The sequence below is a fragment of the Paracoccus denitrificans genome (assembly GCF_900100045.1).
Lineage (GTDB): Bacteria > Pseudomonadota > Alphaproteobacteria > Rhodobacterales > Rhodobacteraceae > Paracoccus > Paracoccus denitrificans.
The window spans coordinates 25,301-49,276 of the sequence record NZ_FNEA01000022.1; the positions used below are offsets into that span (position 1 = coordinate 25,301).

27 protein-coding genes are annotated in these 23,976 nt (G+C 67.8%); 19 read left to right on the forward strand and 8 right to left on the reverse strand.

Features of this window, described 5'->3' with window-relative positions; all coding sequences use genetic code 11:
• Positions 1–6: 6 nt before the first annotated feature.
• Together BLT64_RS18245 and BLT64_RS18250 are read right to left on the reverse strand one after the other, a co-directional pair.
• Entirely contained in the window at positions 7–864 is an 858-nt protein-coding gene (locus BLT64_RS18245) for a glucose 1-dehydrogenase (RefSeq protein ID WP_011747462.1), read from the reverse strand.
• Complete coding sequence (locus BLT64_RS18250; RefSeq protein ID WP_232290499.1) at positions 861–1,565, reverse strand: hypothetical protein; 705 nt, start codon at positions 1,563–1,565, stop codon at positions 861–863. Before BLT64_RS18250 ends, BLT64_RS18245 begins: the two co-directional genes overlap by 4 nt.
• Before the next feature lie 138 nt (positions 1,566–1,703).
• On the opposite strand from BLT64_RS18250, the gene BLT64_RS18255 reads away from it, so the two are divergent.
• Positions 1,704–2,201, forward strand: a complete 498-nt coding sequence (locus BLT64_RS18255) for a YciE/YciF ferroxidase family protein (RefSeq protein WP_011747464.1) — start codon at positions 1,704–1,706, stop codon at positions 2,199–2,201.
• Between the two features lie 176 nt (positions 2,202–2,377).
• Here the strand turns inward: BLT64_RS18255 and BLT64_RS18260 are convergent, their stop codons facing one another.
• Together BLT64_RS18260 and BLT64_RS18265 are read right to left on the reverse strand one after the other, a co-directional pair.
• Positions 2,378–2,851 (reverse strand): sigma-70 family RNA polymerase sigma factor, encoded by a 474-nt coding sequence (locus BLT64_RS18260; RefSeq protein ID WP_011747465.1) that lies wholly within the window; start codon positions 2,849–2,851, stop codon positions 2,378–2,380.
• Between the two features lie 100 nt (positions 2,852–2,951).
• The gene (locus BLT64_RS18265; protein WP_128492987.1) at positions 2,952–3,134 is read right to left on the reverse strand and encodes a hypothetical protein; all 183 of its coding nucleotides are present in this window, start codon (positions 3,132–3,134) and stop codon (positions 2,952–2,954) included.
• 360 nt (positions 3,135–3,494) lie between these two features.
• On the opposite strand from BLT64_RS18265, the gene BLT64_RS18270 reads away from it, so the two are divergent.
• From BLT64_RS18270 to BLT64_RS18295, 6 genes are all read left to right on the forward strand, one after another.
• Positions 3,495–4,352, forward strand: coding sequence for an AraC family transcriptional regulator (locus BLT64_RS18270; RefSeq protein WP_232290500.1), 858 nt, complete (start codon positions 3,495–3,497; stop codon positions 4,350–4,352).
• Positions 4,353–4,439: 87 nt separating this feature from the next.
• Positions 4,440–6,578: a TonB-dependent siderophore receptor gene (locus tag BLT64_RS18275; protein WP_041530129.1), complete on the forward strand. Its 2,139-nt coding sequence runs from the start codon at positions 4,440–4,442 to the stop codon at positions 6,576–6,578.
• Positions 6,572–7,450, forward strand: a complete 879-nt coding sequence (locus tag BLT64_RS18280; protein WP_011747468.1) for an ABC transporter substrate-binding protein — start codon at positions 6,572–6,574, stop codon at positions 7,448–7,450. Before BLT64_RS18275 ends, BLT64_RS18280 begins: the two co-directional genes overlap by 7 nt.
• The gene (gene fhuB / locus BLT64_RS18285) at positions 7,447–9,417 is read left to right on the forward strand and encodes a Fe(3+)-hydroxamate ABC transporter permease FhuB (RefSeq protein ID WP_011747469.1); all 1,971 of its coding nucleotides are present in this window, start codon (positions 7,447–7,449) and stop codon (positions 9,415–9,417) included. The genes BLT64_RS18280 and fhuB overlap by 4 nt, the downstream gene beginning before the upstream one ends.
• The gene (locus tag BLT64_RS18290) at positions 9,414–10,181 is read left to right on the forward strand and encodes an ABC transporter ATP-binding protein (RefSeq protein WP_011747470.1); all 768 of its coding nucleotides are present in this window, start codon (positions 9,414–9,416) and stop codon (positions 10,179–10,181) included. Before fhuB ends, BLT64_RS18290 begins: the two co-directional genes overlap by 4 nt.
• Positions 10,182–10,202: 21 nt before the next feature.
• Complete coding sequence (locus BLT64_RS18295; protein WP_011747471.1) at positions 10,203–11,900, forward strand: ABC transporter ATP-binding protein; 1,698 nt, start codon at positions 10,203–10,205, stop codon at positions 11,898–11,900.
• Between the two features lie 117 nt (positions 11,901–12,017).
• Here the strand turns inward: BLT64_RS18295 and BLT64_RS18300 are convergent, their stop codons facing one another.
• The 3 genes from BLT64_RS18300 to BLT64_RS18310 all read right to left on the reverse strand — a co-directional run bounded on the left by BLT64_RS18300 (position 12,018) and on the right by BLT64_RS18310 (position 14,123).
• Positions 12,018–12,380 (reverse strand): ribbon-helix-helix domain-containing protein, encoded by a 363-nt coding sequence (locus BLT64_RS18300; RefSeq protein WP_011747472.1) that lies wholly within the window; start codon positions 12,378–12,380, stop codon positions 12,018–12,020.
• A gap of 26 nt (positions 12,381–12,406) precedes the next feature.
• Positions 12,407–12,964: a DJ-1/PfpI family protein gene (locus BLT64_RS18305; protein ID WP_011747473.1), complete on the reverse strand. Its 558-nt coding sequence runs from the start codon at positions 12,962–12,964 to the stop codon at positions 12,407–12,409.
• A gap of 169 nt (positions 12,965–13,133) precedes the next feature.
• Positions 13,134–14,123: a LysR family transcriptional regulator gene (locus tag BLT64_RS18310; protein WP_011747474.1), complete on the reverse strand. Its 990-nt coding sequence runs from the start codon at positions 14,121–14,123 to the stop codon at positions 13,134–13,136.
• A gap of 240 nt (positions 14,124–14,363) precedes the next feature.
• On the opposite strand from BLT64_RS18310, the gene BLT64_RS18315 reads away from it, so the two are divergent.
• The 12 genes from BLT64_RS18315 to BLT64_RS18370 all read left to right on the forward strand — a co-directional run bounded on the left by BLT64_RS18315 (position 14,364) and on the right by BLT64_RS18370 (position 23,490).
• Positions 14,364–15,206 carry a transporter substrate-binding domain-containing protein gene (locus BLT64_RS18315; protein ID WP_011747475.1) on the forward strand — a complete coding sequence of 281 codons (843 nt, stop codon included), beginning with the start codon at positions 14,364–14,366 and terminating at the stop codon, positions 15,204–15,206.
• Between the two features lie 61 nt (positions 15,207–15,267).
• Positions 15,268–15,927 (forward strand): amino acid ABC transporter permease, encoded by a 660-nt coding sequence (locus BLT64_RS18320; protein ID WP_011747476.1) that lies wholly within the window; start codon positions 15,268–15,270, stop codon positions 15,925–15,927.
• A 3-nt stretch (positions 15,928–15,930) separates the two neighbouring features.
• Positions 15,931–16,653, forward strand: a complete 723-nt coding sequence (locus BLT64_RS18325; RefSeq protein WP_011747477.1) for an amino acid ABC transporter permease — start codon at positions 15,931–15,933, stop codon at positions 16,651–16,653.
• A 47-nt stretch (positions 16,654–16,700) separates the two neighbouring features.
• Positions 16,701–17,456, forward strand: coding sequence for an amino acid ABC transporter ATP-binding protein (locus BLT64_RS18330; protein WP_011747478.1), 756 nt, complete (start codon positions 16,701–16,703; stop codon positions 17,454–17,456).
• Positions 17,457–17,475: 19 nt separating this feature from the next.
• Positions 17,476–18,465, forward strand: a complete 990-nt coding sequence (locus BLT64_RS18335; protein ID WP_011747479.1) for an agmatinase — start codon at positions 17,476–17,478, stop codon at positions 18,463–18,465.
• A gap of 80 nt (positions 18,466–18,545) precedes the next feature.
• Complete coding sequence (locus tag BLT64_RS18340) at positions 18,546–19,304, forward strand: amino acid ABC transporter ATP-binding protein (RefSeq protein ID WP_011747480.1); 759 nt, start codon at positions 18,546–18,548, stop codon at positions 19,302–19,304.
• A gap of 11 nt (positions 19,305–19,315) precedes the next feature.
• Positions 19,316–20,326, forward strand: coding sequence for an asparaginase (locus BLT64_RS18345; RefSeq protein WP_011747481.1), 1,011 nt, complete (start codon positions 19,316–19,318; stop codon positions 20,324–20,326).
• 295 nt (positions 20,327–20,621) lie between these two features.
• Positions 20,622–21,263, forward strand: coding sequence for a hypothetical protein (locus BLT64_RS18350; protein WP_011747482.1), 642 nt, complete (start codon positions 20,622–20,624; stop codon positions 21,261–21,263).
• Positions 21,264–21,772: 509 nt separating this feature from the next.
• On the forward strand, positions 21,773–22,042 hold the full coding sequence (locus BLT64_RS18355) for an ATP-binding cassette domain-containing protein (protein ID WP_261766743.1): 270 nt from the start codon (positions 21,773–21,775) through the stop codon (positions 22,040–22,042).
• Between the two features lie 11 nt (positions 22,043–22,053).
• Positions 22,054–22,368, forward strand: a complete 315-nt coding sequence (locus BLT64_RS18360; RefSeq protein ID WP_011747484.1) for a TroA family protein — start codon at positions 22,054–22,056, stop codon at positions 22,366–22,368.
• Positions 22,369–22,430: 62 nt separating this feature from the next.
• Positions 22,431–23,222, forward strand: a complete 792-nt coding sequence (locus tag BLT64_RS18365; protein WP_164901604.1) for a DUF364 domain-containing protein — start codon at positions 22,431–22,433, stop codon at positions 23,220–23,222.
• Positions 23,223–23,247: 25 nt separating this feature from the next.
• A complete protein-coding gene (locus BLT64_RS18370) occupies positions 23,248–23,490 on the forward strand; it encodes a hypothetical protein (protein WP_011747486.1) in 243 nt (80 codons plus the stop codon).
• 18 nt (positions 23,491–23,508) lie between these two features.
• On the opposite strand, the gene BLT64_RS18375 is transcribed toward BLT64_RS18370, so the two are convergent.
• The gene (locus BLT64_RS18375; protein ID WP_011747487.1) at positions 23,509–23,871 is read right to left on the reverse strand and encodes an HPP family protein; all 363 of its coding nucleotides are present in this window, start codon (positions 23,869–23,871) and stop codon (positions 23,509–23,511) included.
• Positions 23,872–23,976: the final 105 nt, after the last annotated feature.

Below are 23,976 nucleotides of genomic sequence, written 5' to 3' on the forward strand. Positions count from 1 at the left end.
CCTTTCTCAGATCATCGGCATGCCGCCGGTGACGGCGATGGTGGCGCCCGACACATAGCTCGACATCGGCTCGGCCAGCATCACATAGGCCGAGGCCAGCTCGACCGGCTGGGCGGGGCGTTCCATCGGATAGTTCGCGCCGAATTCCGCCACCTGCTCGGGGGACATGCTGGCGGGGATCAGCGGCGTCCAGACCGGGCCCGGTGCCACGGCGTTCACCCGGATGCCGCGCCCGGCCAGCATCTGCGCCAGCCCGGTGGTGAAGTTCTGGATCGCGCCCTTGGTCGTGGCATAGGCTAGGAGCTTGGGATTGGGCTTGTCGGCATTGATCGAGGCGGTGTTGATGATCGCGGACCCGGCGGGCATATGCGGCACCGCCGCCTTGGTCAGGTGAAAGATCGCGTCGATATTGACCGCAAAGGTATGGCGCCATTCCTCGTCCGGGATCTCCTCGATGCTGTCGAACAGCGCCTGATGCGCGGCGTTGTTCACCAGGATGTCGATGCGGCCGAAGCGTTCCACCACCTCGGCGACGATCTTGCGGCAATGGTCGGGATCGGCGATGTCGCCGGGGATCGACAGGCAGTCGCGCCCGGCCGCACGCACCAGATCGGCGGTGCTGGCCGCATCCTCGGTCTCGTCGAGCCACGAAAGCGCGATATCGGCGCCTTCGCGGGCATAGGCGATGGCGACGGCGCGGCCGATGCCGCTGTCGCCGCCGGTGATCAGCGCTACCTTGCCCTTCAGCCGGCCGCTGCCCTGCCAGCTTTCCTCGCCATGGTCGGGGCGGGGGTCCATTTTGCGAAAGCTGCCGGTCAGGGATTGCTGCTGCTTGGGAAAGGGCGGCTTGGGATAGTCGGTCATCGGTCGGGCCTTTCGTCATGGGTGGGATCGCCGGGCTGCTTGTCGCCGCTGCCGTGGCGGTTCGGATCCTCGGTAACGGCGCCGGCCGGGTCCACGCGCTGCTGGCGCTGGTCGAGCACATGCGGCGCAGGATGCCGCAGCCGTTCGACGGCCGATAGCGGCGGCTCGGCCGGGCGAGGGGCGGAAGGGTAACGGTCCCGCCCGGCCGCCGTTCCCGGCAAGCGGCGGCCTATCGCCCCGGCTGCGATCATGCCCAGCGATAGGCCGACCCCTAGGGCTGCAAGCCCCGTCGCGACACCCAGGGGCGGCAGAACCAGCTCCCATCCCGGGCGCAAGCGGGCGGGCATCAGGCCGTAATCCACCAGCCCCGCCATGGCGGCGGTGGCCAGCCCGGCCAGCCAGGCCAGTCCGGCGCCGCCCCGGGGCACGCGACGGACCAGCCAGATCGCCACCGCCGCCCAAAAGAAGCACGAGGCGACATGGATCGCGGCGCCAAGGCCGGTATGGCTGAGGTCGAGCGCCGTGGTGCTGGCGGCCGCGGGGCCGTGCAGCGCATGGGTGGTGGCGTTCAGCGGCATCCAGACCGGCATGCCGCGTGCCGCGGCCCACGCGCCCAGCACCAGCGCCGAGAGCACTGCCGCGCAGGCTCCGGCCAGGGGCCAGGCCAGGTCGAAACGGGCCATCGCGATCGGGCGGGTCATCGGAGCCTCCTTTCCCTTGGGGTGCGAACCGCCTGCGCCGCGCTTTGTTCCCGGGAACATTTCCCGGCATCGCCGGTTCAAGGCCCCGCGAAACCGCCGGCCCATCAAGGCCGCCTTGCCAGGGAAGGAGACATCCGCATGGCCCACAAGGTTCTTGACGACCTGTTCCACGACACGCTGAAGGACATCTATTATGCCGAGCGCCGGATCCTGAAGGCGCTGCCCAGGATGGCGCGCGCCGCCCAGTCCGACCGGCTGCGCGAGGCTTTCGAGACCCATCGCGACGAGACCGAAACCCATGTCGAGCGGCTGCAGCAGGTGTTCGAGGTCATCGGCAAACCGGCGCGCGGCAAGACCTGCCCGGCCATCGACGGCATCATCGAGGAGGGCGATGAGGTCATGGCCGCCTTCAAGGGCGCCCCGGCGCTGGATGCCGGGCTGATCGCCGCCGCCCAGGCGGTCGAGCATTACGAGATCGCCCGCTATGGCACCCTGCGGCAATGGGCCAGGCAACTGGGCCTGAAGGAAGCCGCGGCGCTGCTCGACCAGACGCTGGAGGAGGAATCCACCACCGACGAGTTGCTGACCGGGATCGCCGAGAGCGAGGCCAACCAGGAGGCGGTCGAGCCCGCCTGACGGCACATGCCTTCGCGGCCCCACCCTGTCGGCGGGGCCGCGTATTTTCCCAAGTCGCTGGCGAAGCAAGGGTTTCCGTGCAGGGCCGGCTACCATTGCGAGAAGGGCGAGCGGATCTTTCCCGCGCGGCTTTGCCGATGGTCGCTGCGCCGGCGTCACCAGGAGACAGCGGCGTGTCAGAAAGCCGGCTGCAGTACCTTGCGCAACATGGTGCGGGCGCGGTTCACCCGGCTCTTGATGGTGCCGATGTCGCAATCGAGGATCCGCGACGCGTCCAGATAGGTCTCGCCGAGCGCGCCGACCAGGACGATCGCCTCGCGGTAATGTCGCGGCATCCTGCGCAGCGCGGCCTGCAACTCGCTGGCCTGCATGTGCCATTCCTGTCCGGCTTTGACCTGCGGCACCCGCGAGGCGCAATCCGCCGCCCCGGTCCGCTCGCGCGCGGATTTCTGGCAATTGGTGAGAAAGCGGTTGCGCATGATGGTGAACAGCCAGGCCCGCATGTTGGTGCCGGGCCGGTAGCGATGCGCGTTCTCGATGGCGCGCAGCAGGGTTTCCTGGACCAGGTCGTCCGCATCCGGGACCGACCTGCACAAGGCGCGCGAATAGGCCCGGAGTGCTGGGATATGTCCGAGTATGTCGTCCGACATGACGGTCCTTCGCAATCCTCGGGGTGACGGCGAAGAGTCAATGCAGGGAAGGGGGGATGGTTCCGTTCCAAATCGCCGGATCGGCGAAAAACCGACTGGCCTAGCGGGCGCCGTCGCCATTGCTGCCGCGGCGCTGCCGGGCGTCCTCAAGCGCCGCTTCCAACCGTTTCGACAGTTCGCGCAGCCGGGGCGAAATCGGCTCCTTCTCCGTCTGCGCCAGCAGCTCGGACAGGGCCTTGTCGATCTCGGGATCGACGATGGGGCCGCTTTCACCGTTGGCCATCAGGATCTCCATGGTCCATGTAACTTAATATATCTTAATCGAATGACGTCGTTTGGCGAGCCTCCCGAACCTGCATTTCCCGACAGTGTTGCAGAATGGGACACAAATTCTCGATCCCGATCCGGCGCTGCTCCGCGCCACGCGCAAGGCGCAGTTGACGGCAAGCATCCATGCCAGCACAGTTTCCGGGCAGCTTGCGCGGAACCGGACCACATCACGAGGGCGGATCGGGCAAGGAGGCTTGCAAATCCAGAGTTTTTCAATCAACAATTTGCGATGACGACAGCGGCTGGCCATGCAGCAGCCGGAAACGGGATCAAGTTGGAGAAGATGCGGCCTTCCAGAGAATTCCGGCCCCGAATGGAGACGCGCATCCAGGGGTTGCACACCTTGGCGCCGCTGTCCTTTCGCCGCTTTGCGGGGGCGATCGCCGATGTCTGGTCGGTGCGGGGCGAGACGGGAGGCGGCGGGTTCTATATCGCGCCGGACCCGCGCATCGTGGTCTTCCTGGGCGAGGCGCCGCCGCCGATGGTGTTGCGCGCCGGCACGGACATGGTCGAGCATCGCGGCATCCAGGCGCTTTACGTTCCCGAAGGCGTTCCGTTGTGGAGCCGCATCGAAGCCCCGCATGAAAAGATGCACCTGGATTTTCACATGGAAAGCGGCGGTCTGCGGCAACGGCTGGCGGCGGCGAACCTGTGGCCCGACCTGTCCAGGCCCCGCCTGTTCGGCCCCAGCGATCATTTGACCAACCTTGCCCGGATGGCCGCCGACGAGGTTCGCGCGCCGCGCCGGGGCGACATGCTGATCGACGCGCTGCTCTCGGCCACCTTGGCCGAGATCTTTGCCACCCATCCGCAGCCGCCCGCGCCGGCCACGGGCGCCTTGTCCGCCCGCAAATTCGCTGCCGTCGAAACCCATCTGCGGGCCAATCTGGGCCGACATGTCCCGGTGGCCGAGATGGCAGAGATCGCGGGGCTTTCCGAAAGCCGCTTTTCTTACGCCTTCAAGCGGTTGCGCAACGAAACGCCGCAGCGCTGGCAGGCCCGCATCCGGTTGGAGGCGGCGCGAAGGATGATACGCGACCCCGCACGGTCTCTGGCCGACATCGCCTATGCGACCGGATTCGCCGACCAGGCGCATCTGTCGCGCGCCTTCCGCGCGGCCCACGGCATCCCGCCCTCGGTCTGGCGCCGGCAGGGATTGCAGGATTCCTGATCAAATCCCTGCGGGATGGTTCAAGACAGCCCTCGAATACCTGAGTTAATAGCTCGGAAACATTCGCGGACAGAACAAATGATCAAGATGAACAAAGCCCAACCCCTTCTCCTTGGCGTCAGCCTGCTCGCCATCGCGGCGACCGGCGCCTTCGCGCAGGAACGCAACGACCCCCGCCAGACCTTCATGGGTGCGGTCGTGCTGGATACCGTCACGATCGAGGGGTTCGAGAACCCCAGCGCGCCGCTGGACGGCACGGTGGCCCATTCCTCGGCCACGACCAAGACCCGCCGGCCGATCCTCGAGACGCAATCCTCGGTCTCGGTCGTGCCGCGCAAGCAGATGGACGAGCAGGGCGCGACGAACCTCTCCGATGCGCTGGGCTATTCCGCCGGGATCATCACCGAGAATTATGGCAACGATCCGCGCTTCGACAGCCTTTATCTGCGCGGCTTCAACCTTGAAAACGACAAGTTCCTGGACGGGCTGCGCCTGATGCGCTCGACCCAGTTCCCGACCAGCGCGCCCGCCTTCGAGCTTTACGGGCTGGAGCGGGTCGAGGTGCTGCGCGGCCCGGCCTCGGTGCTCTACGGGGCGGGGACTCCTGCGGGCCTGGTCAACATGATCCAGAAGCGGGCGCAGGCGGATGGCGACTTCACCGAACTGGGCTTCAGCCTGGACAGCAAGGGCTCGGCCTCGGTCTATGGGGATGCGAACCGGGTGGTCGATGACCGCTTCGCCTATCGCGTCACGTCCAAGGGCGGCAATGCCAGGACCGATGTCGAGGAAATCGACAACCTGCGCGGCTATCTGGGCCTGTCGGCCAGCTATGCGCTGAGCGAGGCGACCGAGCTGGAGTTCATGGCCAGCTATCACGGCGACGCGCCGATCTCGCCCACGGGGGTGCCCAGCGGACTGGTGGGCCTGGTCGATGCCAAGGATCTGCGCGAGTTCTATTTCGGCGACGAGTCGATCAATGACAGCGACCGCAAGATGGGCACGCTCAGCTTTGGCCTGACGCATGATTTCGGCAATGGCTGGCGGTTGAACAATACGCTGCGCTATACCGATTTCGACTGGGATTATGACAGCGTGTATATCAGCGGGCTGACCGGCACCTCGGTCGGGCGGGGCGTCATCACCCAGCGGGAAAACTTCCGCGCCATCGCCACCGACCTGCGGCTGGCGGGCAGCGCCGAAACCGGGGCCGTGTCGCATGAACTGACCTTTGGCCTTGATGCGCAAAAGCTGCGCGAGCGCGCCTATACCGGCTTTTCCACCATTGCGCCCATCGACTATACCGCGCCGTCCTATGGGGGCATAACCGTGCCCGCTCCGTGGTATACGGCGAACAAGTCCGTCGATGCGACGCAGGTCGGTCTGTATGCTCTGGATGAGATCGAATACGGCAACTGGCGCGCGACGGCGGGGCTGCGATACGAATGGACCCGGCAAAAGGGCCAGAGCGTGACGAATTTCGGCACCACCGATTACGCCCGCGACGACCAGCAGCTGACCGGCCATCTGGGCCTGGGCTATCTGTGGGACAACGGCGTTTCGGTCTATGCCGCCTATTCGACCTCGTATCTGCCGCAGCCCAACTTCGACATTGACGGCAATCCCTTGAAGCCGACCCATGGCAAGCAGTTCGAACTGGGCGCCAAATACGAACCCGCCGCCTTTGACGGGCTGTTCACCGCCGCGCTTTACGAGCTGCGCGAGACCGATCGCAACACCACCGTCACCGAAGAGATCGGCGGGCGGCCGATCACCGGCACCCGCCAGATCGGCGAGGCGCGCATTCGCGGGCTGGAACTGGAAGGCGTGGCCGAATTCGGCCAGGGCTGGTCGGTCAAGGGTGCCTATACCTATGCCTCGACCGAAATCTCGGGCGACAACGGCGGCAACGAACTGGCGAACACCCCGCGCCACGCGGCCAGCCTTTGGCTGTCGCATGAATTCCAGTCCGGCCCGATGCAGGGGCTGCAACTGGGCGGGGGCGTGCGTTACATCGGTTCTCGCTGGGCCTCGGACGCGAATACGCAGCGGCTCGAGGCGGTGACACTGCTGGATCTGGGCGCAAGCTATGAATGGGGGAACGGCCTGGTCGGCCGGCTGAATATCAACAACGTGACGGATGAGACCTATATCTCGGCCGTGGGGCTGAACTCCAGCTATTACGGCGACGGACGCACGGTGCAGGCAAGCCTGAGCCGTAAATGGTAGGAGCCTGCGGGTTCAGCCGACGCGCCTTTCTGGCCGCCGCCTGCGCGGTGGCCGGCAGGGCGCTGCCGGCTTTTGCGGCGGACGGGTTGCGGCTGGCGGCCGTGGACTGGGCGATGGCCGAGACCGCGATGGCGCTTGGCCACCCGCCAGCCGCCCTGGCCGAACTGATCGGCTTTCGCGATGCCGCGGTGGAGCCGCCGCCGCAGGGCACCATCGACCTTGGCCTGCGCGGGGCGCCCAATCTGGAGGCGCTCAGCCTGGTTGCGCCCGACCTGATCCTGTCCTCCAGCTACTACAGCGCGATACAGCCGCGGCTGGAACGGATCGCGCCGGTCTTTACCCGTGCGCTTTATGTCGCCGATGAGCCCGCCTTTCCCAAGGTCATGGCATTGCTGGCAGAGTTGGCGCAGCGGCTTGGCGATCCCGCCGCCGGGCCGCGGGCGCAAGCCGCCGCGCAGGCCGAATTCGCAACGCTCGCAGGCCGCGCCGCGGGTTTTGCCGACCGGGCCTGCCTGCTGTTCGAACTGGGCGATTCCCGGCATATCCGCGTCTTTGGCACCGACAGCCTGTTCAGCGGCGCGCTGGAGGCCATGGGCTTGCGCAACGCTTGGACCGCGCGCACCAGCTTTGCCTTTGCCGCCCCGGTACCGCTGGAAAAGCTTGCCGAATACCCGGAAGCCCGCTTGGTCATCGTGGGCCGGATGCCGCCCCAGGCCGAACGCGGGCTGGGTTCGGCGGCCCTGTGGAACAGCCTGCCGCCGGTCAAGGCGGGGCGGGTCCATCGCCTGCCGGAACTCAGGCCCTTTGCCGGCATCCCTTCGGCCCTGCGCTTTGCGCATGAGCTTGTCGCCGCGCTGGAGGGCCGGGCATGAATCGCATGATCCTTGCCGCGGGGGCCGTCATGGCGCTGGCGCTGTGGAGCATTGCCGCATTGTCGGTCCTGCCGCCGGCCGCATGGCCCACCCTGCCTTGGCGGGTCGACGAGATGACGGTCCAGCAGATCCTGCTGGCCTATGGGCTGATGCCGCGCGGGGTTCTGGCACTGCTGGCGGGTGCGGCGCTGGGGCTGGCCGGGGCGCTGATGCAGGCGGTGCTGCGCAATCCGCTGGCCGATCCGACGACGCTTGGCACGGCATCCGGCGCCCAGCTGGCGATCGTGGCGGCGACGATTTTCGCGCCCGACTGGCTGCTGAGGGGGAACCTGCCGGTCGCCCTGGCGGGTGCCGGGGCGGCGACGGGTCTGGTCATGGCGCTGGGGGCGCGGCGGAGTTTTGCGCCGGTGACGGTGACCATCGCCGGGATGCTGGTGGGGTTGATGGCCTCGGCCTTGGCGACCGCGATGACGCTGGCGCAGGGCCATTACCTGCTGTCGCTGGTGATGTGGAACGGCGGCGCGCTGGCGCAGGTGGACTGGTCGGGCAGCCGGCATATGGCACTGGCGCTGGTCCCTGCGCTGCTGGCCGCCGCGGCGCTGGCCCGGCCGCTGATGGTGATGTCGCTTGGTCCCGAGGGTGCGCATGGCCTGGGCCTGCGGCTGGCGCCCCTGCGCTTTGCGACCCTGCTGCTGGCGGTGGCGCTATCGGCCATGGTATCGGCCGAGATCGGGCTGGTCGGCTTTGTCGGCCTTGCCGCGCCGGCCATCGCCCGCAGCCTTGGCGCGCGGACGCTGCTTCAGCGCCTGATGCTGGCGCCGGTGGCGGGCGCGCTGGTGCTGTCGCTGGCCGACGGGTTGCTGCTGGCGCTGGCGGCGGCGGGCGGTCCCAGCCTGCCCACGGGGGCGCTGACCGGGCTGATCGGCGGGCCGCTGCTGATCTGGCTGCTGCCCCGGATGAAGGCGCAGGTGCCGCAGCAAACCGAAGCCGGCGACCGCCGCGGCCACCGCGCCGCATATCCCGAACGGCTGCTGGCGGGGCTGGGTGCGGCCTGCCTTGCGCTGGCCGTGCTGACCCTGTTCGGCGGGCGCGGGCCGGATGGCTGGGGCTTCATGCCCCCGGAACTGCGCGAGACCTTCCTGCCGCTGCGCGCCACCGCGATCCTGGCGGCGGCCTCGGCGGGCGCGCTGCTGGCCGGGTCGGGGGCGATCCTGCAACGGCTGACCGCGAATCCTATGGCCGCGCCCGAGGTGCTGGGCGTGACCGGCGGCGCCTCGCTGGGCTATGCGGTCACGGTCATCGCCGTGGACGGCGCGGGGCCGCTGATGCTGGCGCTGGGAACCTCGGCGGGCGGCGCGCTGGCGCTGGCCGGGCTTGCGGGATTCGCGATGCGCGCCGATCTGTCGCCCGCGCGGCTGCTGCTGGCGGGGCTGGCCATCGGGGCGCTGGCCTCGGCGGTGCTGGGCGCGATCATGGCTTCGGACGACCGCCGGGCATGGGTGATCCTGGGCTGGCTTGCGGGCAGCGCCTCGCAGGTCGCGCCCTTGGGCGCCGCCGCCCTGGCGGGGCTGGCGCTGGCGCTGCTGGCCGCGCTGGTCGGCGCCGCGCGCTGGCTCGAGATCCTGCCCCTGGGCGGCGAGGTCGGCCGCGCGCTCGGCCTGCCGCTGGCGCAGGTGCGGCTGGGGCTGATCCTGCTGGCGGGGCTGGCGACCGGCGCGGCGACGATGCTGGTCGGTCCGGTCAGCTTCGTCGGCCTGATGGCGCCGCATCTGGCGCGGGCCATGGGCCTTGCCCGCGCCGTGCCCTTCTGCGCGGGAAGCTGGCTGCTGGGCGCGCTCCTGATGCTGCTCGCGGCCTTCGGCGCGCGCACCGCCAGCTATCCCTACGACCTGCCGCTGGGCCTGTTCGCCACGCTGATCGGCACGCCCTGGCTGTTCATCCTGCTGATGAAAAGGACCTCCGCATGACGCTGTTCACGCTGTCGGGCGTCTCTTACGACGTGCCGGGCCGCCGGCTGATCGAGGGGCTGGACCTGGAGATCCGCCCCGGCATGGTCACGGCCCTGATCGGGCGCAACGGTTCGGGCAAATCGACGCTCCTGAAGCTGATCTCGGGGCAGAACCGGCCTTCGACCGGGCGCATCGCCTATGCCGGCCGCGATCTGGCGACATGGTCGCCGCGCGAGCTGGCCCGCGACCTGGCCTATCTGCCGCAGGTCACGCCCCCGGCCGAGGGGATGCTGGTCGAGGAACTGGTCGCCCTTGGCCGCTTTCCCTGGCGCGGCGCGCTGGGTCGCTTTCGCCCCGAGGATCACGCCGCTGTCGATGCCGCCATCGCCCGCTGCCATGTCGGCCATCTGCGCGACCGCCTGGTCGATACCTTGTCGGGTGGCGAGCGCCAGCGCAGCTGGATCGCGATGATGCTGGCGCAAGGTGCCCGCACCTTGCTGCTGGACGAGCCGATCTCGGCCCTGGATGTCGCCCATCAGGTCGAGGTCCTGGACCTGGTGCATGGCATGTGCCGCAACGAGGGGCTGTCGGCCATCGTCGTGCTGCACGACCTGAACATGGCCGCGCGCTATTGCGACCATGTGGTCGCACTTGGCTCGGGCCGGCTGCTGCTGGACGGCCCCATCGGCGCATTGATGACGCCCGAGGCGCTGCTGAACATCTATGGCCTGCGGATGCATGTCGCCGCGCATGAGGGCCATGCCTTCGCCCTGCCGCGCTAGAGCCCCCGAAAGGATCCCCGAATGCTGCGCAAGTTCCTGGCCTATTACAAACCGCACCGGCGCCTGTTCTGGCTGGATTTCGGTTGCGCGGTCCTGTCGGGCCTGCTGGAACTGGCATTCCCGCTGGCGATCACGCTGTTCATCGACCACCTGCTGCCGATGGGCGACTGGTCGCTGACCATCGCCGCCGTCGGCCTGCTGCTGGTCTATGCCTTCAACACCCTGCTGATGGGCATCGTGATCTATTGGGGCCACATGCTGGGGATCGAGATCGAGACCGAGATGCGCGCCCGCGCCTTTTCCCACCTGACGCGGCTGTCCTGGCGCTGGTATGACCGCGCCCGCACCGGCAAGCTGGTCGCCCGCGTCACCCGCGACCTGGAAGAGATCGGCGAGGTCGCCCATCACGGCCCCGAGGATCTGTTCATCGCGGTGATGACCTTTGTCGGGGCGCTGGCGCTGATGGTCATGCTGCATCCGGTGCTGGCGCTGGTGACGGCGGGGATCGTGCCGCTGACCGTCTGGCTGGTGGTCGTCTATGGCACGCGGATGACGAATACCTGGCGCCAGATCTATGCCCGCGTCGGCAGTTTCAACGTCCGGCTGGAGGAGGCCATCGGCGGCATCCGCGTCGTGCAGGCATTCGCCAACGAGGCGCATGAGGAAACCCTGTTCGAAAAGGACAACCGCGCCTATCGGGCGACCAAGCTGGACGCCTATCGGATCATGGCGCTGTCCACCGCCATCCATTATATGGGCCTGCGCTTCGTGCAGGTCGTGGTGATGGTCGTGGGCGCGGGCTTCGTGCTGCAAGGCAGCCTGACGACCGGCGCCTTCGTGGGCTTCCTGCTGCTGGTCGGGGTCTTTTTCCGCCCCCTGGAAAAGATCGCCGCCGTGATCGAGACCTATCCGCGCGGCATCGCCGGCTTCCGCCGCTATCAGGAGCTGCTGGAGACCGAGCCCGAGATCGCCGACGGCCCCGACGCCATTCCGGCCCCCCCGTTGAAGGGGCATGTCGCCTTCGAGGACGTCTCGTTCGGCTATGACGGCACGCGGCCGGTGCTGCGGGGGATCACGCTGGAGGTGAAGGCGGGCGAGACGGTGGCCTTCGTCGGCCCTTCGGGCGCGGGCAAGACGACGCTCCTGGCCCTGGTGCCGCGGTTTTATGACCCCGATACGGGCCGGATCAGCATCGACGGGCTGCCCCTGGATGCGATGACGCTGGACAGCTTGCGCGGCCAGATCGGCATCGTCGGCCAGGACGTGTTCCTGTTCGGCACCACCCTGCGCGAGAATATCGCCTATGGCCGCCTTGGCGCGCCCGAGGGGGACATCGTCGCCGCTGCCGAGAAGGCCCAGCTTGGGCAGTTGATCGCGAGCCTGCCCAAGGGGCTGGATACCTTGGTCGGCGAACGCGGGGTCATGCTGTCGGGTGGGCAGAAGCAGCGCGTCGCCATCGCCCGCGCCTTCCTGAAGAATCCGCCGATCCTGATCCTCGACGAGGCGACCTCGGCCCTTGACCGCGAGACCGAGCGCGAGATTCAGTCGGCGCTGGAGGCCCTTTCCGTCGGACGCACCACGCTGGTCATCGCACACCGCCTGAGCACGATCCGCAACGCTGATCGCATCGTGGTGATGGAGGAGGGCCAGTTGCGCGAGGCGGGCGACCATCACGCGCTGCTTTCGCAAGGCGGCCTTTATGCCCGTCTGGCGAGTTGAAGGGACTGCCGCATCCGGCCGGGGGGCGACGATGTCGCTGCGCTTGCCTTGGGCATCATCGGCCCGCTTGCGCCTGCATTGCGGCGAGGTCCGGCCCGGGTCCGAACCCGGGCGGCTTCAGTTCACCCGCAAGCCGCGCCGTTGCTGTTCGCGCGCAAGGATCTCCTGCGCCGGATGGCCGGCGATCGGCATATGCAGGTCGGCCGAAACATCGCCCGCCGCGATCAGCGCGTGATAGCGCGCGCAGCAGACCCGCAGGAACGAGGTGAAGTTGCCGAGGTCATGGTCGGCATCCATCGCCTCGTGCCACAGCCGGGTGATGAGCTGCGCGACGGTCATGCCGTCGCGCGCGCCGATCTCGGCCAGCGTGTCCCAGAAGTGGTTCTCGATCCGGATCGAGGTGGCGACCCCGTCGATGCGCAGGCTGTGGGTGCGGCTTTGCCATTGTGCGGCATCGGCCTTGATGAAGAGTTCGCACATCGCCGGGTCTCCTCCTTCCGTGGATGTCAAAGCAGCGCCAGGAATTGCCGGAGCCAGGCCGGATGGGCGGGCCAGGCCGGCGCGGTGACCAGTTTGCCATCGGTCACGGCCTCGGTCACTGGAATATCGGCGAAACTGCCGCCCGAGGCCGTCACCTCATAGGCGCAGGCCGGATAGGCCGAGCAGGTCCGGCCCTTCAGCACTCCCGCGGCGGCCAGAAGCTGCGCGCCGTGGCAGATCGCGGCGACGGGCTTGTCCGCCTCGAAGAAGTGCCGGACCTTGGCCAGGACCGCCTCGTTCATCCGCAGGTATTCGGGCGCGCGGCCGCCGGGCACCACCAGCGCATCGTATTCGGCGGCGTCCACGGCGTCGAAATCGGCGTTCAGCGCGAAATTGTGGCCGGGCTTCTCGGAATAGGTCTGGTCGCCTTCGAAATCGTGGATCGCGGTCTTGACCGTGTCGCCGGCCTTCTTGCCGGGACAGACCGCATCGACGCTGTGGCCGGTGGCCAGCAGCGCCTGGAACGGGACCATGGTCTCGTAATCCTCGGTGAAGTCGCCGGTGATCATCAGGATCTTCGCCATCGCATCCTCCCTTGCTGACGGACCTGTCCGCAGTCTAGGCCAAAAGGGCAGGGCGCGGGTGTTAGCCGGATACTACGCCCGGCACCGGGGCGAGCCGCCGCGCAGGCATGGTCCGCTGCCGGGCATCCTGAAGGACGATTCCGGCGCCGATGGGCTTTGCGGCGGGGATCTATTTCGCGACCGTCACGGCCGCGCCCAGCCAAGGGGCCAGGGCGCCAAGGGCGGGGACATATTGCGTGGCGACGATCGTGCGGCAGGTCTGGACCAGCAGCGGCTTCAATGCCGTCAACTCGCCGCTGCGCGTCACCAGATAGATCCGCCGCGCGAAGGCCGGGCCGGGCAGCGGCAGGACTTGCAGGAACGGCACATGGTTCGCGCATTTGCGGATGCAGCTTGGCGTCAGGATGGTCCAGCCCAGCCCGGCCGCGACGAAGCTGATGATGGAATCGATGGTGTCGCAGGCGAAGGCATTCGGGACCTCCAGCCGGGTGCGGCGGAATTGCTGTTCGACCCGCCGCGCGATGCCCGTCGCGGCGCCCGAGCGGATCATCGGCGAGGTGGTGGCGAAACGGCGAAACGATTCCTCGTCCCGGAACGGCGGCACGTCCTTGGGCACCAGCGCGATGAACTGCTCGGAGAAAAGCTCGTGACGGTCGAAGCGGTCGAGGTCGTCGAAAGGGTCCGCCGATATGACGGCGTCCAGCTCGCCGTTGATCAGCTTTTGCCGCAGCGGCTCCATGAAGCCGCTGAAGATCGAGACCGCGTCGACGGTATGGCGCATGGCCTTGATCAACTGCGGCACCAGCGGATCGGACAGCGAATCGATGATCCCCAGCCGCAGCTGGGTCAGGGTCGTCTGGTTGGCGTCCAGCAACTCGTTTCTCAGCGATGCCGCCTGCGACAGCAGCCGCTCGGCGCTTTGCGCCAGCCGACGGCCGGCCGGCGTCGGCAGCATGGGGCGCGAGGCCCGGTCGAACAGCGGAACGCCCAGTTCCGCCTCAAGCCGCAGGATCTGCCGGGATACCGCCGATTGCGTCAGCTGCATCCGCTCGGCGGCGGCGGTCATGCTGCCGGTGCCGAAGACGGCGAGATAAAGTTCGAGCGCATGCAGGTCTATCGCTACGCGAGGCAGGGGGCCGAGGCTGTCAGCGGCGCACATGAGGTCACACCATGATATTATGGAATTATGATCAGGAATTTTCGGGATGATGGCAAGCGGAAATCATGCCGGACGTGAAAGATACACCCAATTATCATGCTGTAATATATTGAATTAATTTTGACCCGCCGGACGCAAGGTGCGTTCCGGCGCCAAGCCATAGGATGATTTTTGTTTTTGATGTGGCGCGGATTCGCCGTATCCACGGCTCAGATCATCTGACAAGGGAGGAGCCTGACAATGATCACCCGCCGCACCTTCGCCGGCCTGTCGGTCAGCATCGCCATCGCCCTGGCGAGCGCAGTGCCGGCTCTGGCCGAAACCACCTTCGAGAAGATCAAGCGCACCGGCACGATGGTCGTGGGCACCGAGGCTGCCTATCCACCGTTCGAATTCGTCAAGGACGGGCAGATCACCGGCTTCGGCCGCGACCTGCTGGACGAGATCGCCAGGTCCTGGGGCGTCGAGATCAAGCAACTCGACCTGCCGTTCCAGGGCATCCTGCCGGGGCTTCTGGCGCAGAAATTCGACTTCGTGGCGACCTCGGTCGGCATCAACCCGGAGCGGGCGGCGCGCTATGCCTATACGCTGCCCATCGCCGACAGCACCGCCTATGCCATCAAGCGCGCCGGCAACGACCACATCAAGGGCGTCGAGGACCTGGCCGGCAAGGTGGTGGCGACGCAGCTCGCCTCGGCCGTCGATCCGGTCGCCAAGGCGCTGGACGAGAAGCTGAAGGCCGAGGGCAAGGGCTTTTCCGAGCTCAAGCTGTTCCCGACCTTCAACGATTCCTTCCTGGCGGTGGCCAACGGCACGGCGGATGCCGCCATGGCGGGGCTGCCGGTGCTGCAAAACCTGATGAACGAACGCCCGGGCGTCTTCGAGCTGGTCGGGCAGGCGGCGGATACCCAGAGCCTGAACGCCTGGGTGGTGCGCCCCGAGGACAAGGACCTGCGCGACGCCATCAACGCCGTCGTCCTGGAGCTGAAGGCCAGCGGCCGCTTTGCCGAATTGCAGCAGAAATGGCTCGGCATGACCTACGACCTGCCCGAAAAGGACTACCTGCCCGAAGGGGCGCTCTGACGGGCGCGCGGCCCTTTCCCAAGGGCCGCGGCGCAAGCCGAGCAGAAGCAGGAGCAAACCCTTGGACTTCGACCTTGCGGCGTTTGGTGACGCCTTTCCCCGGCTGCTGCCCGCAGCCCTCACCAACCTGACCATCGCGCTGGTGGCGATGACGCTGGCGCTGATCGGCGGCACCGTGCTGACGGTGCTGCGCACCACCGGCATCGGCCTGCTGACAGGCGCCATCGGCGTGCTCATCAGCTTTATCCGCGGCACGCCGATCCTGGTGCAGATCTTTCTGTTCTACTATGGGTTGCCGGCGCTGGGGCTGGACCTGACGCCGATCCAGGCCGGGGTGCTGGCCATCGCGCTGAACAGCTCGATCTTCATCACCGAGATCATGCGCGGGGGGCTCTCCGGCATGGATCCCGGCCCGGTCGAGGCCGCCATCGCCCTGGGTGTGCGGGCGCGGACGATCTGGACGCGGGTGATTCTGCCGCAGCTTTACATCCGCATCCTGCCGCCGCTGGTCAACGAGTTGACCACCATCGTCAAGGGCACCGCGCTGCTGTCGGTCATCACCGTGGTCGAGGTGCTGCGCACCGCGCAGCAGATCGCCAACACCACCTTCCGCCCGCTTGAGGCGCTGCTGGCCGCCGCCATCGTGCTGTTCGCGCTGAACCTGGCGATCAGCCAGCTGGGCCGGCGCATCGAAACCCGCTTCGCCGCGCGCAGGGGATAGACCATGACCCTCGATTTCTCCGTCATTCTCGACAATTGGCAGCTTTTCGCCTCGGGGCTGTGGATGACGCTGGTCGTCGCCCTGCTGTCCATCGCCGCGGGTTTCCTGCTGGCGATCCCGGTGGCGATCATGGCGCTGTCGCATCGCCGCTGGCTGCGCACCATCGCCGGGGCCTATGTGGAATGGTTCCGCAACATCCCCTTTATCGTGGTGCTGTATATCTTCTTCTACGGCCTGCCCTTCATGGGGTTGCGCCTGCCCGAGCCGGTGGTCGGCGGCATCGCCCTGGCCTTCTATGCCAGCACCTATTTCTCGGAGGTGATCCGCGGCGCGGTGCTGGCGGTGCCCAAGGGCCAGCTCGAGGCCGCGCGCGCCGTCGGCATGTCCTATTTCATGGGCATGCGCGAGGTGGTGGCGCCGCAGACGCTGCGGCTGCTGCTGCCGCCCTCGACCAACACCGCGATCTCGATGATCAAGGAGACCTCGGTGCTGTCCACCATCACCGTGGCCGAGATCACCTATCAGGGCCTCGTGGTCCAGGGCGCCACCTTCGCCCCGTTCGAGGTGTTCCTGACCACGGCGGCGCTTTACTGGCTGATCACCTCGGCCTTCGCCCATGGCATGCACCGGGTCGAGCGCGCCGCCGGCGCCGCGCAGGGCAGCCAGCAGGCCCGGCACAGCCTGGCCGACAAGTATCTTCAGCTTGGAATGCGGAGGAGCAAGTGACCCGTCCCCTTCTGAAAGTCTCGAACCTCGCCAAGTCCTTCGGCACCATGACCGCGCTGCGCGACATCAGCTTCGAGGTCGAGGCGGGCGAGGTGGTCTGCATCATCGGCCCCTCGGGTTGCGGCAAGAGCACGCTTCTGCGCTGCATCAACTACCTGACCTTTCCCGACGGCGGCTTCGTCGAAGTGGACGGCACCCATATCGGCCGCGAGCCGGGCCGCGACGGCAAGGTGCGGATGCAGTCGCACAAGCGCATCGACCAGTTGCGGCCGATGATGGGCTTCGTGTTCCAGCAGTTCAACCTGTGGCCGCACATGACCGTGCTGGAGAACATCGCCCGCGGCCCGGTCAAGGTGCAGCGCCGCCCGCGCGAGGAGGTCGAGCGCCAGGCCCGCGCGCTGCTGGCCCGCTTTGGCCTGGCCGGCAAGGAGGATGCCTATCCCTCGGCCCTGTCGGGCGGCCAGAAGCAGCGCGTCGCCATCGCCCGCGCGCTGGCCATGGAGCCGCGGCTGATGCTTTTCGACGAGCCGACCTCGGCGCTCGACCCCGAGATCGTCAAGGAGGTGCTGCTGTTCCTGCGCGAACTGGCCGACAGCGGCATGACCATGGTGATCGTGACGCATGAGATCGGCTTTGCCCGCCATGTCGCCGACCGGGTGATCTTTCTCGACGGCGGCCTTGTCGCCGAACAGGGCCCGGCCCGGCAGGTGCTGGGCGACCCGCAGAACCCCAGGCTGAGGGAATTCCTCGCCCAGATCCACGAGGTGGCCGCCCCGGCCGACCTCTCGACCCCAAGCCATTGATTTACCCGGAGGACCATTCGTGACCCGCAAGCTGACCTCGGCGCCGAAACATGGCCATACCAGCATGCTCTATTCGACCGTGCATACCGACCTGGACACGCTGGATGCCGATATCGCCTTTCTGGGCATTCCCTATGGCTCGGCCTATACCATGGACGAGGTGACGAACGACCAGACCCGCGCGCCGACCGCGGTGCGGCAGGCGACGGACCGGGCGGTGCGGCTGCTCGACCGCTACGACTTCGACATCGGCGGCACGCTCTACGACGGGCGCGACGTGCGCGCGGTGGATTGCGGCGACGTGACCGGCGATCCGGTCGACCCCAAGGCGCATTCGCGCAATGCCGAAGAGGCGGTGCGCAAGATCCTGGCCGCCGGGGCGCTGCCGCTGATCATCGGCGGCGACCATGGCATCCCGATCCCGGTGCTGCGCGCCTATGACGACCAGGGGCCGATCACGCTGATCCAGATCGACGCGCATCTGGACTGGCGCGACCAGATCAACGGCGTGCATGACGGGCTGTCGAGCCCGATCCGCCGCGCCTCGGAGATGCCGCATGTGCAGGAGATCTTCCAGATCGGCATCCGCGCCCAGGGCACCGCCCGCCCCGAGGAATACGAGGCCGCGCAGGCTTACGGCTCGAACATCGTCACGGCCTACGAGCTGCACGAAAAGGGCATGCAGGCGATCCTGGAGCGCATCCCGGACGGTGGGCGCTATTACATCACCGTCGATGCGGATGGCGTCGATCCCTCGGTGATGCCGGGCGTGGCCGGGCCGGCCTTCGGCGGCGTGACCTATTGCCAGATGCGCGAGTTGCTGCACGGGCTGGTGCGCAAGGGCAGGGTGGTCGGCATGGACATCGTCGAAATCACCCCGTCGAAGGACGTGAACCAGCTGACCGCCATCGCTGCCGGGCGGTTCTTCGTGAACCTGGTCGGCGCCGCCGTCCGCGCCGGCTATTTCGATCAGCGGATCAGCCAGCGCGCCGCCCGGCCCGCCGCCTGATTGCACAGGGCCCCGTCCCGGCATGCCGCCGGGGCGCGGGCACCAAAGCACGCCATTCCCAAGGACTCAGGAGGTCAGCCATGCCCAATCCAGACGCCTCGCCCGCCGCGCCGATCATCTCCGTCGCCGGGGTGAACAAATGGTATGGCGCGTTCCAGGTGCTGACCGATGTCAGCCTGTCGGTCGCCAGGGGCGAGAAGGTGGTGATCTGCGGCCCCTCCGGTTCGGGCAAGTCGACGCTGATCCGCTGCCTGAACCAGCTTGAACAGCATCAGGAGGGCTCGATCGTCGTGGACGGCATCGAACTGGGCCAAAGCGAAAACGCCGCGCAGGCGGTGCGGCGCGAGGTCGGCATGGTGTTCCAGCATTTCAACCTGTTCCCGCATCTCGACCTGGTGCAGAACTGCATCCTGGCGCCGATGTCGGTGCGCGGCATGTCCCGGCGCGCGGCCGAGGCGCTGGCGGTCGGGCTGCTGGAGCGGGTGCGGCTGGGCGAGCACGCGCATAAATATCCCTCGCAACTGTCGGGCGGCCAGCAGCAGCGCGCCGCCATCGCCCGCGCCTTGTGCATGGAGCCGCGGGTCATGCTGTTCGACGAGCCGACCTCGGCGCTGGACCCCGAGATGGTGGGCGAGGTGCTCGACACCATGCGCGGGCTGGCGGCCGAGGGCATGACGATGATGATCGTCACGCATGAGATGGGTTTCGCCCGGCAGGTGGCCGACCGGGTGGTGTTCATGGATCGCGGCCAGATCGTGGAACAGGCGCCCCCCGCCGCGTTCTTCGGCGCCCCGGTGCATGAGCGCACCCGGCGTTTCCTCAGCCAGATCCTGCATTGAGGGGGGCGGGCATGGCGCCCCGGATCGTCGCGCTGGTCTCGACCGGCGGCACCATCGCCTCGCGCTTCTCGGCCGATCACGGCGGGCTTTTCAGCATGGACGGACCCGAGGCGCTGCTGGTGCCGGGCCTGCCGGCGCTGCGGGTGGATCCGTTCTGCAACCTAGGCAGCAACCGCATCGACCTGGCGCTGTCGCTGAGGCTGGCGCAGCGGATCGCGGCGCATCTGGCCGATCCCGAGGTGGCCGGCTGCGTGGTGACGCATGGCACCGACACGATGGAGGAAAGCGCCTTCCTGGCCAGCCGGGTGATCGGGTCCGAGAAGCCGGTGGTGTTCACCGGGGCGCAATTCGCCGCCGACAGTCCGGCGCCGGACGGGCCGGGCAATCTGGCGGCGGCGCTGCGGCTGGCGGCTTCGCGCAAGGCGCGGGGCCTAGGCGTGGTGGTGGTCTTTGACGGCAGCGCCTATGCCGCCGAGGATGTCACCAAGATCGACGCCCAGGCCCGCGCCGGCTTTGCCGGGCCGCATTTCGGCCCGGTGGCCCGTATCGGCCGCGCGGGCATCCGCCTGCTGGCGCGGCCGCCGCGGCCCGCCCCTCTGCCGGCGGCGGGCATCAGTCCTGACGTGGCGCTGCTGCCTGCGGCGATGGGCATGGATGGGCGCAGCATCGACGCGCTGGTCGCGGCCGGTATGCAGGGCATCGTGATCGAGGGCTTCGGCTGCGGCAACGGCACGCCCGAACTGGTCGCGGCCGTGGCCCGTGCGCGGAGCCGGGGGGTGACCTGCGTGGTGACGACGCGTTGCCTGCGCGGCGAGACGCGACCGCTTTACGCCGACGGCGGTGCGCTGGACCTGCAGCGCGCCGGGGCGATCCTGGCGGGCCGGTTGCAGGGCAAGAAGGCCCGTATCCTGCTGGCCTTGCTGCTGGCCGGCCGGCGCGGGTCGGTCACGGCAAGGGATTTCGGGCATGATTGCCGCGATCCCGGCCAAGGGCGCGAACTCGGGACCGGCAGGCCGGATTAATCGCCCGAGCCGGATTTCCGGCCTTGGGAATGTCCCGCTCAGCAAGGAGCGGACAGGAAATGCGGGCCGCGTGGATCCCGACTGGCTTTGGCACGCTCTTCGACCGCAGGAAAGCCGGGGCAGGGTCGGTCGCCGTTTCGTTTCCCCGCGAAGAAAGTTTTTCAACCAAAGATGACGTTCCGGGCAGTCGGCTGGCAACGTGTCTTTCATCATGTTTGTATAAATATAACGAATCCCATGACGAGACGGCACGACCAGCTCCTTGATCGAGACCCTTTGAGCACCGGAAGCGACCATGACCCGATATGTCATCTATACCCGCATCGGCCCCGACGATTTGGGCCGCGCCGACGCAAGCCTTGCGGCACAAGAGCGCGACATCCGATTTTTCCTGTTCGAGCGGGATGCGGAGGGCGACGTCGCGGCGCGGCGATGCGATCAGGCAGCCGGGGCGGGGAAGGTCGGCGGGGAACTGATCGAAGCTCTCGCACTATGCCGGGACATGGGCGCCACGCTTCTGGTGGCGCGCATCGACCGCCTGCCTTTCGATGAGGCGGGCTTTGCGGCCTTTCTTGCGGAATCCGAACTGGACCTGAAAGTCGCGGCGCTGCCGGACGCGCAAAAGCCGGACCTTCTTGCCCATGCCCGCCTTCTGAGGGAAGAGCGGCGTTTCGATGCCCGGCGTGCCGCACGATACCTGTCGCGAAGCCAGGCAAAGGGCTGGCAATGCACCGTCGCCGATCCCGAGGCGGAAGGCGTCGAGCAGATCGCGCGGATCGCCTTGCCCCTCAGGGATGGCGGCGCGACTTTGCGCGACATCGCCTCGGCCTTGAACCGGGTCGGCCTGACGACCGCGCGCGGCACGGCCTGGCGGGCGAACCATGTTTCGCGAATCCTGCAATACATGGACAGCCAAAGGGCCGGCGGCGGGTTCTGAGCCCTTCCGCGCGGGTCGGGCCGGCCCCTGTCTCGCCTCATTGCCCGGGGTCTGCATGACGATGGGCGTTTTCGAAAGACGGGTGGGCTGCCTGCGGCAAACGGATGCCGAGCCGGTTCGACGGGTTGATCGCCGGCCTGGTCCTGGATCGGCGGAATGCCCGCCGGAACCGTGCCGGCAACGCGTTCAGCCAGGTCGGAGAGACGCTGGTTTCTTGTCTTCGGCCGGGGGCCGGCTGTGCAGCGGGAGAGAGTTTCGGCCTATCGGGCAATATGCCGCAACATGCCCTTTGGCTTCCTTTCATTATGTTTAGATAGATACAACGATTCGCCGGGATGCGAGGAGGAGACGGGGTGGTGGTTCGTATCGGCAAAGGACCGGCCGCATTGGCATCGGGTCGGTCCATCCCGGCCGTCGCGCAGGCACTGGCGCAGGGATCGGCGGGAACGGATCGCTCTGGCCACGCCCGGCGGCAGGGGTGATGCGGATGGGCGCAGCGGCTGGAGAATATCGGCCTCGCGCCGGATCCGGGCGAGGTGCTTTGCGTGCCCGGGCCAAACGGCGCGGGTAAGACGACGCTGCAGCGCTGCCTGATCGGGGCGCTGACGCCTTCGGGGGCTCGATCCTGCCGGGCGCGCTTTATGGCCGTATCATCCGCGATGCCAACGACCTGCCGCCCCGGGCGCGGCAATCGGGCCGCTGGGCCTGGCAGGACGTCTTCGCGCCGCAGCTTGCCCAAAGCCCCCGCGTCGAGGATGCCCAGCGCAACCTGGCGCTGACCACCGAGGTCGTGCTGGCCGCCGATCCCGACATCGTCATCGTCGGCGACCCGGCCCATGTCGCCCGCCTGGATGAGGACGCCAACCTGTCGCAACTGCGCGCGGGGCAGGAGGGCCGGATCCTCGTCGCGCCGATGGGGGCGCATATCCGGGCCAATCGCGCGGTCGAGCAGCCGCTGACCGTGCTGTGGGCGGCCTCGCATTTCCATCCCGGCCTTTTCCCCGAGGCCGAGTTGATCGCGACGGTGCGGGACTTCTGCAAGAGCTTCTTCGGCACGGAACTCGACGACGGGCAGATCCGCACCATCCTGGGGGGCAGGGTATGAGCGTCCCCCGCCCAAAGGACACCGGCGAAGGCGCATCGTATCTTGAACGGACCTGCGATGCCGTGACCCGAATACTCGGGCCCGAGGCCGAGGCGCGGACCGTCGGCCGTGCCACGCTGGGGCTGTTCTTCGTCGCCGTCACGCTGGACAGCGGCCATACCGGGCTGTGCGCCACGCCGCTGAAAGACATCCCCGAGGCGGTGTGCTGCCCCTCTTCGGCCATGGCGATGCCGTTTCCCGGCAAGCTGCGCGGCATGGGTGCGCTGCGGCTGGCGCAAGAGGCGCTGTCGCATGCGGGGTTGCGCCGTGCGCTCGGCATCGCGGCGCTGAACGCGCTGGCCCATCTGGCGGCCGAGCGTCGCGGGCCCCGGGGCTATCGCGTCGTCGAGGATGCCGACGCCTTCGACATCGCCCGCATCCGGCCCGACGAGACAGCGGTCGTCGTCGGCGCCTTCGGCCCGTTCCTCAAGGCGCTGCGCGGCATCGGCGCGCGGCATTTCGTGCTGGAAAAGGATCCGGCCACCTTGCGCCCCGACGAGATGGGGCATTTCCGCCCCGCCGAAAGCTATCCTCGGATCGTGCCCCAGGCGGACGTGTTGCTGATCACCGGCACCACGCTCGTCAACGACAGCTTGCCTGGGCTGATCGCCTGCGCCCGCCCCGAGGCGCGGGTGGTGCTGGTCGGCCCGACCGTGCCGATGCTGCCCGACGCCTTTCTTGACCGCCGGGGCATGATCCTGGGCACCGTGCGCGTCGCCGATGCCGAGGCGCTGCATGAGGTGCTGGCGCAAGGTGGCTCGGGCTATCACTTCTTCGGAAAATACGCGCCCAAGATCGTTCTGGCGCAGGATTGAACGCAACGCTTGAAAGGACATGCAGATGAGCGACGATACAAGGACCGTGACACTGACCAAGATGTGCCTGAAGCATGGCATCGGCATCCCGCGCGAGGGCGCGTTGGCGGCGCGCTTCCAGGCGGCCTTTCCGGCGGCGCATTACGACGGCGAGGCCGGCGAATGGTGCATGGAGGGGAAGAAGGGCGGCTTTGCCGAATCCAATGCCCGGCTCGAGGCGTTCCTTGCCGAAAACGGGGTGGGCGTGGTCCATGTCGACAAGTGCTGAGCTGCCCATGATCCCGGTTCAGCCCGGATAGGCCCGCATCGAGATCAGCCGGTGATAGGCGATGGCGGCCGCCACCAGCGTCACCGTTCCCGCCAGGATCGGCACGCCCGGAAAGGACCAGCCCGCGCCGCTCAGGATCACCACCAGCGGGTCGCCGCCCGCGGGCGGATGCAGGGTTCCGGTCAGTTGCATGACGGCGATGGCCAGGCCGACCCCGACCCCCATGGCCAGCACGGAATCGCCGATCAGGTTCAGCACCAAAAGCCCGACCAGCGCCGACAGGAGATGCCCTCCGATGACGTTGCGCGGCCGTGCCAGCGGGCTTTGCGGCAGGGCGAACAGCAGCACGCAGCTTGCCCAGAAGGGCGCGATCAGCAGCACATGCTCCAGCGATTAGCCAGATCGCGACTGCCCCGCCCAGGCCCGAAACCAAGGCGGGCAGCAGGTTCAGGCGGACATAGACGACCAGGACCGGCGGCTTTTCCC